This is a genomic window from Streptomyces sp. NPDC007929, from assembly GCF_042959065.1.
GTDB lineage: Bacteria > Actinomycetota > Actinomycetes > Streptomycetales > Streptomycetaceae > Streptomyces.
Map to the genome: position 1 here is coordinate 56,871 of NZ_JBIBKD010000003.1, position 15,331 is coordinate 72,201.

A 15,331-nucleotide genomic window follows, 5' to 3' on the forward strand; every position below is an offset into this window, starting at 1 on the left:
CTTCACCCTTTCGGGGGGCCATGGCCGCACAGCCATGCCGATTCGTGCAGCGCGATACGAGGATTCTGGCAGCGTTCCCGCGCCGAACGGAGAGATAATCGGTGGCCCAAGGTGGCCTGACCGGAAGAGGAAGCCGACGATGGAGCGTTCGGGAACACAGCAGCGGGAGCCGGAACCGGCGCTCCGGCAGGGCTCGCTGCTGCTCTACGAGTGGACCCTGCGCCACGGCGCGCTCCATGACCCCGGTGCAGCCGCCGCCGAACTGAGCATGTCCGAAGGGGAGTTGAGCATAGCCCTCGACGACCTGGCACGGCACGGTCTGCTTCAGCGGCTCGGCGAGGACGGCGCGTGGACCGCGGTGGACCCCACCGTCGCCGAGGTGACCGCACGGGCCCCGCTGGAACGCGAGATACGCGAACGCCAGCGGGAGTTGACCCGGCTGCACACCCGACTCCGGCCGCTGGCCGCGCTGTTCGCCGAGCACTCCCGCAGCGGGCGCAGGTCCGACCGGCTCCGGCAGGTGGACAGCCCCGCCGAGGTCCGGCGGGAGCTGTCGGCGATGACCCGGCTGTGCACGGAGGAGATGGTCAGCATCCAGCCCGGCGGCGGCCGCAGCCCCAACACGCTGCACGGGATCGTCGCCGAGAGCGTCGGGATGCTGGAGCGGGGGGTGCGGGTGCGCACGCTCTACCAGCACACCGCGCGGGCCAGCCTCACGACCCAGACGTATGTGCGTGCCGTGTCGGCGGCGGGCGCGCGAATCCGCACCACCGCCGAGGTGTTCGACCGGGTCATCATCTTCGACCGGGAGACCGCGTTCGTTCCGCAGCCCCGGGTGGAGGGCCGCCCGCCGGGCGCGTCGATCGTCACCGACCCGACCGTGGTGGGCTTCCTCTACCGGATGTTCGAGACGCTGTGGCGGTCCGGCCGGCCCTTCGACCTCGACGAGGTGAACGGCGGACGGCTGACCGAGCAGGGCGAGAGCGCCCAGGACCGGCTGGCCTCCGACGATCTGAAACTGGCCATCCTGCGGCTGATGGCGGCCGGCCTCAAGGACGACGTGATCGCCCGCCGCCTCGGCATGGCACCCCGCACCCTGCGCCGCCATCTGCGGGACATCACCGACGAACTCGACGCGGAGAGCAGGTTCCAGGCCGGATACCGCGCCTGGCGTCTGGGGCTGCCCCTGGAGGACGGGGCCGGAGAGGACACGCCGGGGGAGCACGGGGGGCCCGGGGAGCGGACGGTGGACCCGTCGGGCTGACCGGAAGTCGCCGGTCCGCCGGAACACGGCCCGGGCGTTACGCTGCGCGATTGTCTGCACGCGGACAGGTGGGAAGGGGTTACACTCTCGCGGGTTTGCGACTACCGACCTCACTCCGGGGGAGTTGGCGATGAGTCCAGCAAAGTCCGTGGTCCCGATACCCAGCACCAAAGCCCGCTCGACCTACGTCGAGTTGCTGCGCAAGGAATGGCACGGGCAGTCGGGCGGCAGTACCGATCCGGTCCGCCGGGAGGACCGCGACCTCGACGAGGGCACGCTCGGCGAGCTGTTGGCGATGGGCATGGTCAGTCAGGATCCGGCCGCACCCGAGCAGGTGTCCGTCGTCGACCCCGGCGTGGTGGAGGCCCGGCTCGGGGCGCTGCTGCGGTCCACGGCCCTGACCATGCTGGACGAGGCCCGCAGCCTGACCGACCTGTTGCAGCCACTGATCGCCGAGTCGCGCAGGGGCCCGCGCCCCCAGGACGGCGAGCCCATCGTCCGTATCGAGGGCAAGGCCGCGATCAGCGCGATCGTCAACGAGTCGGTGCAGCAGGCCACCAAGGAGCTGTTCACCGCGCAGCCCGGTGGCGGGCGGCCCAAGGACACGCTGGAGAAGGTGCGGATCCAGACGGCCGAGCTGCTCGGCCGGGGTGTGGAGGTCCGCACCCTGTACCAGCACACGGCCTGGCACGACAGCCCGACCCGGCAGTACGTGGCCGACATGACCGCGCTCGGCGCGCAGGTGCGGACCATGGACGAGCTGTTCGACCGGCTCATCGTCATCGACCGCAGCGTGGCCTTCATCCCGGCCGACAACGAACGCGACCAGGCGGTGATCATCCGGGAGCCGGCCGTCGTACGGTTCCTCGTGGGCGTGTTCGAGCGCAACTGGGTGCGGGCGAAGCCCTTCGAGGGCTCCCGTACGCCGAACGAGTCCAGCCACATCAGCGGGGTGCTGCGCGAGACCATCATCCGCTGCCTGATCAACGGCGACAGCGACACGGCGATCGCCAAGCGGATCGGCTTGAGCACGCGGGCCTACGCCACCCACCTCGCCAAGCTGAAGTCCGAACTCAAGGCGGAGACCCGGTTCCAGCTCGGCTACCAACTGGGCATGCTGGCGGCCCGCTCGACGGACCCGGGAGACATGCCGGGGCTGTGAGCCCCGGGCACACCGAAGGCCGCGAGCGAAGAGACGCTCGCGGCCCTGAGGGGTACGGGTTCGACCGAGACGGCCCCGGCCGCCCGCGACCCTCCGCCCACGCCGAACGATGGACGCGGCTTGCGCGATCTCCGACGGTTCCGGCGGTGGGGCGCAGCTCATGCGGCCGGTTTCCGGCGTCGGCTACGGGTCATGCGGCCGGTTTCCGGCGGTCGGCCGGGGGGGGGGGCTACCACTGGGGGGGGGCTACGACTGGGGGCGAGGGGTTCGGCCCGCGGGATCTCGGCCGGTTCCCGGTGGGCGGTCGCGTTCACGGCGTCGTTGCCGGCGGCCGGTTTCGCCGGGGCCCGTGGCTTCTACGGTCGGGTCCCCGCCGTCGGCCGGAGCTGTGCCGGGTCGGCCCCGGCGGACGGCGTCGACGCCGACGCGGGGTCGAACTCCGGTTCCGACACCGGATCCGCGGCCGGAACTGGCGTCTCCGTCCCCCACCGGCGCCCCGCCGCGAGCAGGTGGTAGCCCAGCAGCGTCACCACCGTGCCCAGTGCGATGCCGCCGACCGAGAAATCGCCCAGGGTGACCGTGACCCCGCCGATGCCGAGGACCGAACCGGCCGCGATCGGGACCAGGTTGACCGGGTCCGAGAAGTCCACCCGCGCCTTGATCCAGATCTTCGCGCCGAGCAGCCCGATCATCCCGTACAGCACCACCGTGATGCCGCCCAGCACCCCGCCGGGCGTGGCCGCGATCAGCGCGCCGAACTTGGGGCAGAGCCCGAACGCCAGGGCCGCGCCCGCGGCCGCCCAGTACGCGGCGGTGGAGTAGACCCGGGTCGCCGCCATCACGCCGATGTTCTCCGCGTACGTCGTCGTGGGCGGGCCGCCGACCGCCGCGGAGACCGCGGTGGCCAGGCCGTCGCCGAGCACGGCACGCCCCAGCACCGGGTCGAGGTTCTCGCCGGTCATCTCGCCCACCGCCTTGACGTGCCCGGTGTTCTCCGCGATCAGCGCGATCACGCCGGGCAGCACCAGCAGCGCCGCGGAGATGCTGAAGGACGGGGAGTGCAGGGTGGGCAGCCCGAACCAGTCGGCGGAGGCGACCGAGTCCAGCTGCACCCGCTCGTGCGTGGTGACCTTGCCGTCCGGGCCGGGCGCGGTGATGGGGCCGGCCACCCGGTCAAGGACCCAGGACAGGACGTAGCCGAAGACGAGTCCGACGAACACGGCGAGCCGGCTCCAGAAGCCGCTCAGCAGCACGCCCGCCGCGATGACCACACCCATCGTGGCGAGCGCCGTCCACTGGTCCTGCGGCCAGTAGATGTCCGCCACCACCGGGGCCAGACTGAGCCCGATCAGCAGCACCACCGCACCGGCCACCACGGGCGGGAACGCCCGGTTGACCAGGCCAGGACCCATACGGTGGACGAGCAGCCCGACACCCGCGAGGACCAGGCCCGCGACGACGATCGCGCCGGTGACCTCGGCCGTGGTGCCGCCCGCCGCGCGGATCGCGGCGACCCCGCCGACGAACGAGGCGCTGGTGCCCAGATAGCTCGGCACCCGGCCCTGCACCACGAGCAGGAACAGCACGGTCGCCACACCCGACATCATGATGGCGAGGTTCGGGTCCAGGCCCATCACCACGGGGAAGACGAACGTCGCCCCGAACATCGCCACTACGTGCTGGGCACCCAGGCCCAGGGTGCGGGGCCAGGACAGACGCTCGTGCGGCAGCACCGCCGCTCCGGGCCCGGGCGCCCGCCCGTCACCGTGCAGCCGCCACCCCACGCCCAGCCTTCTGTGCGCCGGACCTTCGGTGTCCTTCATGGGATCTCTCCGGTTTCCGTCATGCCGCACGACGACGGCCACGAACTGGTGTACGAATCAAAGGGGGTGGGCCGCCGCCGACCGGATGCCGGTGCGAGCTGGGCTCAGGCCTCCACGTCGCAGTCGACCAGTGTCATGACGGCCTCGGCCCGCCGGTCGGCCTCCGCCGGAGCGTCCGCCGTGACGATCACATGGCCCACCCGGGTGTGCGTCGCCGCCGCCCCGCCGACCAGCTCGCCCGGGTCGACGTAGGAACGCGCGGCGGCCAGATGCGGGTTCAGGACGAGCCCCTTCAGGCCCCGGAAGGTGCCGTGCGCCGAGGTGTTGATGAAACGCAGCGCGGCGGCGCCCGGGCGCACCGGCCGCGCCGCCGGCTCCTCACCGAGCACGGCCTGCACGTACGCCTCGGCCAGGTCGACCCCGGTGGCGTGCTGGATCGCCTGGAGCACGGCCCCGTCGGGCGGGCCCGCGTCGATCTCGATGAGCACCGGTCCGTCCGCCGTCAGCTTCAGGTCGGTGTGCGCGATACCGTCCCGCAGCCCGAGCGCCCGCAGACCCCGCAGTACGGTGCCGGCCGCCCGGGCCGCCGTCCGCTCGTCCAGGCCGTGCGGCACGGTGTACCCGGTCTCCTCCCGCTCCCGGCCCTCGGTCGTGTACTTCCGGGTCAGCACCGAGTGGGTGCAGTTCCCCGAGTGCAGCACGCTCACCATGCTGTACTCCGGGCCCTCCAGATACTCCTGGGCGAGGGCCACCGTGTCGTAGGCCAGGCCGTAGGTAGCGTCCGAGGAGTGGTTCAGCGCCCGGCGCAGGGCCGGCCGGAGCTCCCCGGGTCCGTCCATCACGCTCACGCCCACCGACCCGGTGTTCTCCACCGGCTTGACCACCACGGGGTAGTCCAGGCCGGCCGCGGCCAGGCGCTGCTCGGCGGCCTCGAAGGAGACCAGGGCGACGGTGCGCGCGCTGGGCACCCCGCTCCGCTGCAACGCCTGCGCCATCTGCCACTTGTGACGGCTGGCCGCCGCCAGGCTCACGGAGTGCCCCGGCGCGCCCAGCCGTACGGCGAGGGCGGCGGCCAGCGGCGAGAACTGCGCCCCGCTGACCGCCACCGCCCCGATGCCCTGCCGGTCGCAGTAGTCGGCGAGTTGGTCGACGGCCTGGTCGGCGGAGCGGAAGTCCGTGAAGACCACCCCGCCCAGCTCGCCGCGGGTCCCGGGACGGCACCGCTGGTACAGGTCCCGGTGTGTCGCGGCGTGCACGCTCACATCGAGGCGTCGCGCCGCCCGCACGATGCACTCGGCCGCCGTGTTCTCGACGCCGAGAAGCAGAGCTGCTCTGGCCACGTCATCTCACCTTGCTCTCACCGGTACCACCGCCGGGCGTGCGGGCTCCACCGTCAACCGCCGTACGCCCTGCTGAACTTCCCGGTGATGTAGTCGCCGGACCGTACCGACGCGTGCCTGGGCGGGTTGTCCGGCCCGGTACAGGTGGGGATGCACTCGATCAGCGCAGCGTAGGACGGCTGGTGGAAGAACGGCACCGAATACCGTTCCCTGTCGGCCAGTTCGCGCGGCGGGTTCACCACCCGGTGGACCGTGCTCACCCAGCGGTTGTTGGTCCAGATGGCCATCAGGTCGCCGATGTTGACCACGAACGAGCCCTCGATGTACGGCACGTCGAGCCAGTCGCCGTTCTTGTCCAGGACCTGGAGGCCGCCGGGGCCGTCGTCCTGGTACAGGATCGTCAGGCTTCCCCAGTCGCTGTGGATGCCCTTACGCAGCTGGCCCGGGGCCGGCGCCACGGTCTGCCGGGGGTAGTAGTTGGCCGTCAGGTTCGTCATGTGCCGGTCGATCTTGTCGTCGAACCAGTCCTCGGGCAGGTCGAGGGCGAGCGCGAACAGCCGCATGATGTCGGCGGCCAGGACCTCCATCGCCCCGTAGTACGACCGGTACGCCTCGGCGAAGCCGGGCAGCTCGGGCCAGCGGTTCGGGGTGGCCAGCGCCGGGTCGGCGTCGGAGGGCAGACGGTCCTGGCCGTCCGGCTCACCGAGCCGGTTGATCGTGAAGGTCTCCGAGACGTCGGGCAGGCTGCGCTCGCGCTCCACCTCGGCGTCGGAGTTGGAGGCGGCGAGACTGCCCTTGCGGCCGAAGCCGCGCATCAGCGGGTCCTCCGGGACCGCCAGCAGCTTCGCCTTCTCCTCGGCGGGCAGCGCGAAGAACTCGCGAGTGGCCCGGTACATGTCCCGGATGGCGTCCTGCGGCACCCCGTGCCCGACGATCACGAGGAAACCGCTGGTGCGGCAGACCTCGTCGATCACGGCGCCGAGCCGGCGGTCCGCCGCGGCCGACGACCGCGCCGAACTCAGGTCGATCACCGGGACGTAGCCCTCGACCACGGTCACCTCGGCGGTCCGGCCGACCGCGCTCTCAGCATTCAGTAGCGACATCGCTCCTACTCTCGATTTCAGCCCTGGCGAAGGGTGTCGGTCAGCCCCAGCGCGGCGGCGGGGGCTCCCAGTCCCGCACGAGGCGGAGGAACTCGGCCGCGTCCGCGACGGGCGCGAGGCTGCCGAGCTCCTCCTCGCGCAGGAAGCCGCTGAGGGACATACGGCAGGTCATGCGCAGCAGCCGGTCCCAGTAGCCCTCGACGTTCAGCAGCGTGACGGGCTTGTGGTGGGTGCCGAGCACCAGCCAGGCCCACACCTCGAGGATCTCCTCGGCGGTGCCCACCCCGCCCGGCAGCGCGATGAACGCGTCCCCGAGGTCGGCCATGAGCTGCTTGCGCTGGTGCATGGTGTCGACGACGTGCAGTTCGGTCAGGCCCCGGTGGGCGACCTCGGCGTCGACGAGATGGGTCGGCATGACGCCGGTGACCCGGCCGCCGGCGGCCAGCGCGGAGTCGGCGACCACACCCATGAGGCCCGCCGCTCCGCCGCCGTAGACGATCTCGTGGCCGGCGGCGACCATCTCCTTGGCGAACACGGCCGCCGCTTCCCGGTAGACCGGCCGGTTGCCCAGGGCCGATCCCGCGTAGACGGTGATACGCATGGCAGGGACCCCCTCCGGGTCAGGGGCTGACCCGGCCGAACTTCTCGAACGCCTCGTGGGTCAGCGGCATCAGACGGGCGAACTGCTCCTCCATCTGCTCGGCCACGACCTCGATCTCGCGCTGCGGGTGCGAGATGTACGCGGCGTCGGCGCGGTTGGTGCGCAGGCCCAGGAAATGCATCAGGGAACGGGCGTTGCAGGTCGCGTAGACGGTGGAGTACGTCGCCACCGGGAGCACCACACGGGCCAGTTCGCGGGCGATGCCGGCGTCCAGCATCCGCTGGTACTCGCGGAACGCGGCGCGGTACGCCTCACTCGTGGCGGTGCTCACCAGGTCGTAGTCCTGCTCGTCGCCCGGCACGTACTGGTAGTGGCCCGGCTTGCCGATCTGCTTCAGGGCACGCTCGCGGTCCGGTACGTAAAACACGCTCTTCAGGTCCTTGTAACGGGCACTCTCCTCGTTGAAGGACCACATTCGGTGCCGCATCATGTGCCGGATCGTGAAAATCGGCGCGTGCACCAGGAAAGTCATGGAGTTGTGCTCGAAAGGGCTGCCGTGGCGGCTGCGCATGAGATATCGGATGAGGCCGCCTATGTAATCGTCGCCGCGTTCCTCGCGGTGCGCCTCCTCGCCGGCCGTCGACACGCGTGCCGCGCGGACCACGCCGAGGTCGGACGCGGTGTGATCGACGAGCTCGACCGTGATCTCGCTGCGCAGCTCGATCTCGGGGGCGAGGACCGCGCTCTCGTCGGGGGCGGTTTCGATGGCCGGGCTGATCGTCATTGCGTTTCCCTCCGTTGACCTGGCTTGCTGTCGATGGGCTGCGGACGTGTGGGTCAGTCCCAGCCGTGGTCGTCGGGCGACTCGCCCGCGACGACCGTGGTGGCGGCGGGGGCACCGGCCGGACCGGTGACCGCGGGGACGGCGACGGCGGCGAGGAGGCCGGCGGCGGCCACGGCGGTCAGGGTGCGCAGACCGCGGGCGCGGGTGGCGGCCAGGTGAAGGGAGATCGTGCGGAGCATTTCGTTCCTCTTTCTCGTCCGGTGTTTTGAGCGGCTCCCCCGCTCGCAATGTCCATTCTTCGGACGTGACTGCTCCGCAATAAGGTCACACTTGTGCAGTGCGAAGGTGGGAATCCCTTGCAGGAACCTTCCGGCATATGCGAAGAGCCCCGTCGCCGGCGGCTGAGAACCGCTCCCCGGCGACGGGGCAACTTCGTTGAATACAACGCCTATCGGTCGAGTCCGCAGACCACCCTTCCGGGGCCGGCGGGGGCGGCGACCTGCACGCCGCGCTCCCGGTCGTGGATCTCACGCACGGCCACGGTCGCCGTCACCACGGCCGCCCGGGCCGCGCCCACCGCGTCCCGGGCGGCGGCCAGATCGCGCTCGGGCAGCCGCACCACGACATCCGTGGCGCACTCGATGAGATGCAGCGCGGCCCGGGCGAGCGAGTCGTCGCAGGGGTAGCTCTGCTCCACGGCACTGCGGGCGCCCTGCAGCAGGGCGGCCGCGCTGAGGGTCTGCTGGGGAGTGTCCAACTCGGTTCGCATACGGGCCTTCCTCGAAGTCGTTCGTACGGGGGCTGGACGCAGAATCGACACGACTGTGCTGGCGCATACCGTGCGCCCGGAAGGGTCATAGGCGTGCAGTGCAGGGTTGTGCAGGGCGGCGCCCGGCACTCTCGGACCGAGCCGCCCGCACTCTGGGACCGTGCCGCCCGGCACTCTCGGACCGTGCCGCCCGCACTCTCGGACCGAGCCGCCCGGCGCGGTCAGACCGCCAGCCACACCGCCCGGTCCGTCTCCAGCCGGCCGTCCTGGAGTGGGCCCGAGGCCAGCAGCACGGCCGAGTGCGCCGGCAGGTCGTACGGCTCGGCCGAGAGGTTGACCACGCAGACCAGCCCGGGTTCACGGGCGAAGGCCAGCACCCCTTCCGGCGCGTCCAGCCAGGTCATCGCGCCGTCCCCGAGGGCGGGATGGCCACGCCGGATTCGCAGGGCCTCCCTGTACAGCTCCAGCATCGAGTCCGGGTCGCCCGTCTGCCGCTCCACGGTGTGATCCGCCCAGGAGTCCGGCTGGGGCAGCCAGGGCTCGCCCGTGCCGAAGCCGTAGGGCGCGGTGCGGCCCGACCAGGGGATCGGGACACGGCAGCCGTCGCGGCCGCGGTCGGTGTGGCCGGATCGCTCCCAGGTGGGGTCCTGGAGGACGGACTCGGGCAGGTCCTCGACCTCGGGCAGGCCCAGTTCCTCGCCTTGGTAGACGTAGGCGCCGCCGGGCAGGGCCAGCATCAGCAGGGCGGCGGCCCGGGCCCGCCGGGTGCCGAGGGCGAAGTCCAGGTGCCCGTCGGGCCGGTAGCTCTCGTTGGCCACCCAGCGCCTGGCCGTGCGGCGGCCGTAGCGGCTGGGGTGGCGCATGACGTCGTGGTTGGACAGCACCCAGGTGGCGGGTGCGCCCACCGCGCCGAGCATGGAGAGCGAGCCGTCGATGACCGAGCGCAGTTCCTTCGGGTTCCAGCTCGACATCAGGAAGTCGAAGTTGAAGGCGGTGTGCAGCCCGTCGGGGCGGACGTACGCCGCGAGCCGTTCGGGGGTGTCCGCCCACGCCTCGGCGACGAAGGAGCGGTCGCCGGGGAACTCGTCGGCGACCTTGCGCCAGGACCGGTAGATCGCGTGCACCTCGTCGCGGTCCCAGTGCGGATGGTCCAGGTGGGGGCGGGGCCCCTCGTCGTCGGGGTCCCGGCGTGGCGGCAGGTCGGGCAGCTCCGGGTGCTTGATCAGCCCGTGGGCGACGTCGATACGGAAACCGTCGACGCCCCGGGCGAACCAGAACCGCAGGATCGACTCGAACTCGGCCCGCACCTCGGGGTGTTCCCAGTTCAGGTCGGGCTGCTCGGGCGCGAACAGGTGCAGGTACCACTCCCCGTCGGGCAGCCGGGTCCAGGCCGGGCCGCCGAAGCAGGACACCCAGTCGTTCGGCGGCCGGTCCCCGTCGGGTCCGCGCCCGGACCGGAAGACATAGCGCTCGCGCTCGGGGCTGCCGGGGCCCGCCTCCAGCGCCGCCCGGAACCAGGCGTGCCGGTCGGAGGTGTGGTTCGGCACGATGTCGGGGATCACCCGGATCCCCAGCTCGTGCGCCTCCTCGATGAGCCGCTCGGCGTCGTCGAGGGTGCCGAACAGCGGGTCGATCTCCCGGAAGTCGGCGACGTCGTAACCGTGGTCGGCCATCGGCGACTTGTACCAGGGGTTGATCCAGACGGCGTCCACGCCCAGCGACTTCAGATACGGCAGGCGGGAACGCAGGCCGGCGATGTCGCCGACCCCGTCGCCGTTGCCGTCGGCGAAGCTGCGGATGTAGACCTGGTAGATGACGGCACTGCGCCACCAGGGTGCGGTGGGGGACACGAGGCTCCTTCTGAGACGGGCGGAACTACGAGAGAAACGGGGCTACTTGGCCGCACCGGCGGTGAGCCCGGCGACGATCCGGCGCTGGAAGAGCAGCACCATGACGACCAGCGGGACGGTGACCAGGACACCGGCGGCCATCTGGCTGCCGAACGGCGTCTCGTAGGTCGTCGCGCCGGTGAACTTGGAGATGGCGACCGTGGCGGTCTGCATGCCGGGCTTGTTGGTCATCGACAGGGCGATGAGGAACTCGTTCCAGGCGCAGATGAACGTGATGATCGCCGTGGTGAAGATGCCCGGCGCGGCCAGCGGCACGATGACCCTGCGGAAGGCCTGACCGCGGGTGCAGCCGTCGACCATCGCGGCGTGCTCCAGCTCGTCCGGCATCTGCCGGAAGAACGTGGTCAGGTTCCACACCGCCAGTGGCAGCGCGAACGACATGCTCGGCACGATCATCGACTGGTAGGTGTTGATCCAGCCGATGTCCGTGAACAGCTTCAGCAGCGGCACCACGATCGACACCACCGGGAACATCGAGGTGGCGATGATCAGGGTCAGGATCAGCCGCTTGCCGCGGAACTCCAGCCGGGCCATGGCGTACGCGGTGAACGTGGCCAGCACCAGCGCCGCGGCGGTCGTGATCCCGGCGACGATCAGGCTGTTGAGCAGCGCCCGCCCGAAGCCCTGCGCCGGGTCGAACACGGCCCGGTAGTTCTCGAAGGACACCGGGGACGGCACGAGCGAGGTGTCGAAGATGTCGCTGGTGCGGCGCAGGCTGGAGACCAGCATCCAGTAGAAGGGGGCCAGACAGTAGGCCACCACCGCGGCGATCCCCGCGTACGACAGCCACCGCCGCCAGTCGACCGTGAGCCTCATGCCGCCACCCCCTTGCGACGGCGCCTTCCGCCGGTCCCGCCGCCGACGAGATCGGCCCCGAGCAGCCGGACGAACGCCAGCGCGATCAGGAACACATAGAGGAAGAGGATCACCGCGTAGGCGGAGGCCGGTCCGAAGCGGACGTTGGACGCCTCGTTCTGCGCGAGCATCGACAGCGTTTCCACGGAGTGCTTCTGCGCGCCGACGAGGATGTAGGGCAGGTCGAACATCCGCAGCGCGTCCATGCAGCGGAACAGCACCGCCACCAGCAGCGCCGGTTTCACCAGCGGCAGGGTGATGTGCCAGAACTGCCGCACCGGCCGCGCCCCGTCCATCCGGGCCGCCTCGTACACCTCCTTGGGGATCACCTGGAGACCGGCCAGCACCAGCAGCCCGATGAACGGCGCCGTCTTCCACACCTCGGCGACGATCACGGCGACCTTGGCGTGGAAGCCCTCGGTGGTCCACAGGATCTGCTGCCCGAGCAGCGCGTTGGCGACGCCGTCGCTGTTGAAGATCCACCGCCACAGCAGCCCGGAGATGGCCGTCGGCACCGCCCAGGGCACCAGGATCCCGGCCCGCACCAGCGCCCGGCCCCTGAACGCCCGGTGCATGATCAGCGCCATGGCCACACCGATCACGGTCTCCAGGCCGACGGTGACGACGGTGAAGAACGTGGTGTTCCAGAAGGCGTTCCAGAAGCGCGCCCCGGCCTCGCCGAAGATCTCGGCGTAGTTGCGCAGCCCTACGAACGGCTCGGTGTCGCTGATGAACCCGGTCGCCGGGTCCAGCCCTCTCGGCCCGTACAGCGACTCCTTGAGCGCCATGAGCGTCGGGTAGAGCACGACGACGGTCAGCACCAGCAGCGTGGGGGAGACGAGCAGCCCGGCCAGCCGCCCCGCACCCGCCGTCGCCCGGCCCCGCTTCGGCCCCGGCCGCGGTTCGCTCCGGACCTCGGCCGGTACGGCGGTCCCGCTCATGACCCCGGCCCTCACGGCGCCACCGCCTTCTTCAGCGCCTTCTGCAGGTCCTTAAGCGCCTGCGCGCTGCTCTTCTCCCCGCTCAGCGCGGCGTACGTCTCCTGCTGGATCGCCGACGTGACGTCGCCGTACTGCACCACCCGGGGGCGCGGGACGGCCCGCAGGACGGACTCCTTGAGCACCGGCAGGTACGGGTACCGCCCGATGAGCGCCTTGTCGTCGTAGAGGGAGGCGTACGGCGGGGCCACGGAGGCGTTCTCCAGGAAGGTCCTGGTGTTCTCCTCGCTGGACATGAAGGCGATGAAGTCCAGGGCCGTCGCCTTGTTCCGGGCGGTGGTGGAGACGGCCATGTTGTGGCCGCCGAGACTGGAGGAGCCGGGCCCGGTCAGGCCGGGCAGGGGCGCGACGGCGAACTTGTCCTTGATGCCGCTCTTCTGCGCCAGGGCGTACGCGTAGGGCCAGTTGCGCAGGAACACGAGCTTGCCGGACTGGAAGGCCTGCCGTCCGTCCTCCTCCAGGTAGGTGATGGCCTCCTTCGGGATGGTGCCGTCCTCGAAGGAACCGGCGAGGAAGTCCAGGCCCTTCTTCGCCTCGGGGGTGTCGACGTGCGGCGTGCCGCTGTCGTCGGTGACGGTGCCGCCCGCGGAGTTCACCGCCTCGGCGAAGTTCACCGTCAGGCCCTCGTACTTCTGGAACTGCCCCGCGTAGCAGGACATGCCCTGCGCCTCGGACAGCTTCTTCACCTTGGCGCAGGCGGCGGTCATCTGCGCCCAGGTGGTGGGGGGCCGGGCGACGCCCGCCTTCTTCAGCAGGTCGGTGCGGTAGTAGAGCAGGCCGCCGTCCGAGCTGCCCGGTACCGCGTACAGACCGTCGCGGTAGCGCGCGGTCTCCACCACCGGCTTCAGCATCCTCCCCAGCGGGAACCGCTTCTCGGGCAGCCGGTCGATCCACCGGTGGGCGGCGAACTCCGAGGTCCACACGGCGTCCAGGGACAGCACCGTGTAGGCGTCGGACTTCGTCTCCGCGTTCTGGATCATCTGCTGCCGCTGCGCGTCCGGGTCGGTCGGCAGCTGGATGAAGGTGACCTTCTCCTTCGGGTGCGCCCGGTTCCAGCGGTCGAGCATCGGCTGGACGGTGCCGGTGGTGTCCTTGCCGGCCACGTAGGTGATGGGACCGCGCCCTTCGAACGACGGCGGCCCGGCCTGCCCGGAGCCACCCCCGGAGGAGCCGCAGGCGGTGAGAAGGAGCCCGGCCGCGGACAGTGCGGCTGCTCTGCTGGTGGTTCTGGTCGTCACTGTCTCTCCTGGTCGTGCGGAACCGTGTCAGGTGTGGTGAGACTGCGTTGTCACGGCCATCATTCGGTGAACATGCAGGTCAAACCGGTTGCTGAGGACTCACTGGCTTACCGATGACCCCTGTCGGGACAACGTTTGCAAGCTAGGGGCGGGGCAGAGTCGAAGTCAATGCGTTACGCGGCGGTAATCGATGCGGGAGCACGAGTGAGACCTGGTGAAAGCGCTGTCACGAAGCCGGGCCGGAGAGCGAATCCCTGTGCTAACGTCCGCTCATGCCTCCAGCTCAACGGCACCCCACGATGGCCGACGTCGCCGAACGGGCCGGGGTCTCCACCTCCACCGTCTCCCGCACGCTGCGCGGCCTGTCCACGGTCTCGCCGGAGGTGCGCGCCCGGGTCGAGAAAGCCGCGCGCGAGATCGACTTCGCGGTCTCCCGCCAGGCCGCGAGCCTGGTCACGGGCAGGACCGGCACGGTCGCCGTGATGGTCCCGACGCTCAACTCGTGGTTCACGGGCTCCGCGCTGTCCAGCCTCGCCCCGCTGCTGCGGGCGGCGGGCCTGCAACTGAACGTCTACGAGATCCCGGACCTGACCGAGCGCACCGCGTTCTTCGAGACCCTCCCGGCCCGCCGCAACGCCGACGCCCTGCTGGTGTTCTCCTTCGACCTCACCGAGGAGGAGACGGCCCGGCTGGACGACCTCGGCATGCCGGTGATCTACGTCAGCCAGCACGTCGACGGACGCCCGAGCGTCTACGTCGACGACGTCGCCGGCGCCCTGCACGGCACCCGGCACCTGCTCAACCTCGGCCACCGGCGCATCGCCTTCGTGCCCACCGAGGGTGCGAGCGGCTTCACCTTCAGCTCCAACGAACGCCTGCTGGGCTACCAGCAGGCGCTCACCGAGGCGGGTGTGCCGCTCGACGACGACCTGGTGGTGTCCACCAGGACGGGCAGCAAGCGCGCCGCCGCCGAAGCCCTCGGCACCCTGCTGAGCCTGCGCGAGCCGCCGACCGCGATCTTCGCCGAGCAGGACGAGGTCGCCGTCGCCCTCGTCTGGAACCTGCGCAGGACCCGGATCGCGGTGCCCGAGCAGATCTCCGTCCTGGGCTTCGACGACCAGCCGCTGGCGGACTGGTTCGACCTGTCGACGGTGGCCCAGTCGCCCTCACAGATGGGCCGGCTGGCGGGGGAGCTGGCCCTGAAACTCATCGACGACGCGGGCGGCACAGGCGAGGCGGGGGGCTCGGGCGGCGCGGGTGGCTCGGGCACGGGCGACGCGGGGGGCCCGGGCGGCGACGCCGAGCGCCACATCGTCCTGCCGACGCACGTCATCCCCCGGGGAACGACGGCACCCGCGCCCGAACCGGCCGATCAGGCCCCGGGGGAGAGCGCGTAGGAGCCCGGCATCAAACGCCCGCGAAAACTGCCGGAACACGGCAATGAAACGGCCCCGGCCCGCGTGTGAGTATTCCGTCAAGCCGGA

At 71.1% G+C, this 15,331-nt stretch carries 14 protein-coding genes; 3 read left to right on the top strand and 11 right to left on the bottom strand.

Translation table 11 applies throughout. The features are described 5' to 3' along the window. Positions 1-139 precede the first annotated feature (139 nt). Together ACFZDE_RS09795 and ACFZDE_RS09800 are read left to right on the top strand one after the other, a co-directional pair. Complete coding sequence (locus ACFZDE_RS09795) at positions 140-1,264, top strand: LuxR C-terminal-related transcriptional regulator (protein WP_391199060.1); 1,125 nt, start codon at positions 140-142, stop codon at positions 1,262-1,264. Between the two features lie 130 nt (positions 1,265-1,394). Then, the gene (locus ACFZDE_RS09800; protein WP_391199063.1) at positions 1,395-2,426 is read left to right on the top strand and encodes a LuxR family transcriptional regulator; all 1,032 of its coding nucleotides are present in this window, start codon (positions 1,395-1,397) and stop codon (positions 2,424-2,426) included. Positions 2,427-2,782: 356 nt separating this feature from the next. On the opposite strand, the gene ACFZDE_RS09805 is transcribed toward ACFZDE_RS09800, so the two are convergent. The 11 genes from ACFZDE_RS09805 to ACFZDE_RS09855 all read right to left on the bottom strand — a co-directional run bounded on the left by ACFZDE_RS09805 (position 2,783) and on the right by ACFZDE_RS09855 (position 13,847). Next, positions 2,783-4,249, bottom strand: coding sequence for a solute carrier family 23 protein (locus ACFZDE_RS09805; protein WP_391199065.1), 1,467 nt, complete (start codon positions 4,247-4,249; stop codon positions 2,783-2,785). 104 nt (positions 4,250-4,353) lie between these two features. Next, positions 4,354-5,589, bottom strand: coding sequence for an ATP-grasp domain-containing protein (locus ACFZDE_RS09810; protein ID WP_391199068.1), 1,236 nt, complete (start codon positions 5,587-5,589; stop codon positions 4,354-4,356). A 53-nt stretch (positions 5,590-5,642) separates the two neighbouring features. Next, positions 5,643-6,692, bottom strand: coding sequence for a 2-oxoglutarate and iron-dependent oxygenase domain-containing protein (locus ACFZDE_RS09815; protein WP_391199071.1), 1,050 nt, complete (start codon positions 6,690-6,692; stop codon positions 5,643-5,645). A gap of 40 nt (positions 6,693-6,732) precedes the next feature. Beyond that, positions 6,733-7,293: a TIGR00730 family Rossman fold protein gene (locus ACFZDE_RS09820; RefSeq protein ID WP_390992560.1), complete on the bottom strand. Its 561-nt coding sequence runs from the start codon at positions 7,291-7,293 to the stop codon at positions 6,733-6,735. A 19-nt stretch (positions 7,294-7,312) separates the two neighbouring features. Further along, positions 7,313-8,077, bottom strand: coding sequence for an FAD-dependent thymidylate synthase (gene thyX, locus ACFZDE_RS09825; protein ID WP_390992562.1), 765 nt, complete (start codon positions 8,075-8,077; stop codon positions 7,313-7,315). A 53-nt stretch (positions 8,078-8,130) separates the two neighbouring features. Beyond that, entirely contained in the window at positions 8,131-8,316 is a 186-nt protein-coding gene (locus ACFZDE_RS09830) for a hypothetical protein (protein ID WP_390992565.1), read from the bottom strand. Between the two features lie 209 nt (positions 8,317-8,525). Beyond that, a complete protein-coding gene (locus ACFZDE_RS09835; RefSeq protein WP_391199074.1) occupies positions 8,526-8,846 on the bottom strand; it encodes a hypothetical protein in 321 nt (106 codons plus the stop codon). A 221-nt stretch (positions 8,847-9,067) separates the two neighbouring features. After that, on the bottom strand, positions 9,068-10,696 hold the full coding sequence (locus ACFZDE_RS09840; protein ID WP_391199077.1) for an alpha-amylase family glycosyl hydrolase: 1,629 nt from the start codon (positions 10,694-10,696) through the stop codon (positions 9,068-9,070). Between the two features lie 42 nt (positions 10,697-10,738). After that, complete coding sequence (locus ACFZDE_RS09845) at positions 10,739-11,572, bottom strand: ABC transporter permease subunit (RefSeq protein WP_390992572.1); 834 nt, start codon at positions 11,570-11,572, stop codon at positions 10,739-10,741. Further along, a complete protein-coding gene (locus ACFZDE_RS09850) occupies positions 11,569-12,552 on the bottom strand; it encodes an ABC transporter permease subunit (protein WP_390992574.1) in 984 nt (327 codons plus the stop codon). Before ACFZDE_RS09850 ends, ACFZDE_RS09845 begins: the two co-directional genes overlap by 4 nt. A gap of 11 nt (positions 12,553-12,563) precedes the next feature. Continuing rightward, the gene (locus tag ACFZDE_RS09855; protein WP_391199080.1) at positions 12,564-13,847 is read right to left on the bottom strand and encodes an extracellular solute-binding protein; all 1,284 of its coding nucleotides are present in this window, start codon (positions 13,845-13,847) and stop codon (positions 12,564-12,566) included. Between the two features lie 299 nt (positions 13,848-14,146). Between ACFZDE_RS09855 and ACFZDE_RS09860 the strand changes: the two genes are divergently transcribed. Next, positions 14,147-15,244, top strand: coding sequence for a substrate-binding domain-containing protein (locus tag ACFZDE_RS09860; RefSeq protein WP_391199883.1), 1,098 nt, complete (start codon positions 14,147-14,149; stop codon positions 15,242-15,244). The last annotated feature ends 87 nt before the right edge of the window (positions 15,245-15,331 follow it).

What these genes read in the sequence shown, in the direction of transcription:
- ACFZDE_RS09835 (WP_391199074.1), bottom strand. Translation starts at nt 8,846, where the DNA reads ATGCGAACCGAGTTGGACACTCCCCAGCAGACCCTCAGCGCGGCCGCC.
- ACFZDE_RS09800 (WP_391199063.1), top strand. Translation starts at nt 1,395, where the DNA reads ATGAGTCCAGCAAAGTCCGTGGTCCCGATACCCAGCACCAAAGCCCGC.
- ACFZDE_RS09850 (WP_390992574.1), bottom strand. Translation starts at nt 12,552, where the DNA reads ATGAGCGGGACCGCCGTACCGGCCGAGGTCCGGAGCGAACCGCGGCCG.
- ACFZDE_RS09805 (WP_391199065.1), bottom strand. Translation starts at nt 4,249, where the DNA reads ATGAAGGACACCGAAGGTCCGGCGCACAGAAGGCTGGGCGTGGGGTGG.
- ACFZDE_RS09830 (WP_390992565.1), bottom strand. Translation starts at nt 8,316, where the DNA reads ATGCTCCGCACGATCTCCCTTCACCTGGCCGCCACCCGCGCCCGCGGT.
- ACFZDE_RS09795 (WP_391199060.1), top strand. Translation starts at nt 140, where the DNA reads ATGGAGCGTTCGGGAACACAGCAGCGGGAGCCGGAACCGGCGCTCCGG.
- ACFZDE_RS09860 (WP_391199883.1), top strand. Translation starts at nt 14,147, where the DNA reads ATGGCCGACGTCGCCGAACGGGCCGGGGTCTCCACCTCCACCGTCTCC.
- ACFZDE_RS09820 (WP_390992560.1), bottom strand. Translation starts at nt 7,293, where the DNA reads ATGCGTATCACCGTCTACGCGGGATCGGCCCTGGGCAACCGGCCGGTC.
- ACFZDE_RS09845 (WP_390992572.1), bottom strand. Translation starts at nt 11,572, where the DNA reads ATGAGGCTCACGGTCGACTGGCGGCGGTGGCTGTCGTACGCGGGGATC.
- ACFZDE_RS09815 (WP_391199071.1), bottom strand. Translation starts at nt 6,692, where the DNA reads ATGTCGCTACTGAATGCTGAGAGCGCGGTCGGCCGGACCGCCGAGGTG.
- thyX (WP_390992562.1), bottom strand. Translation starts at nt 8,077, where the DNA reads ATGACGATCAGCCCGGCCATCGAAACCGCCCCCGACGAGAGCGCGGTC.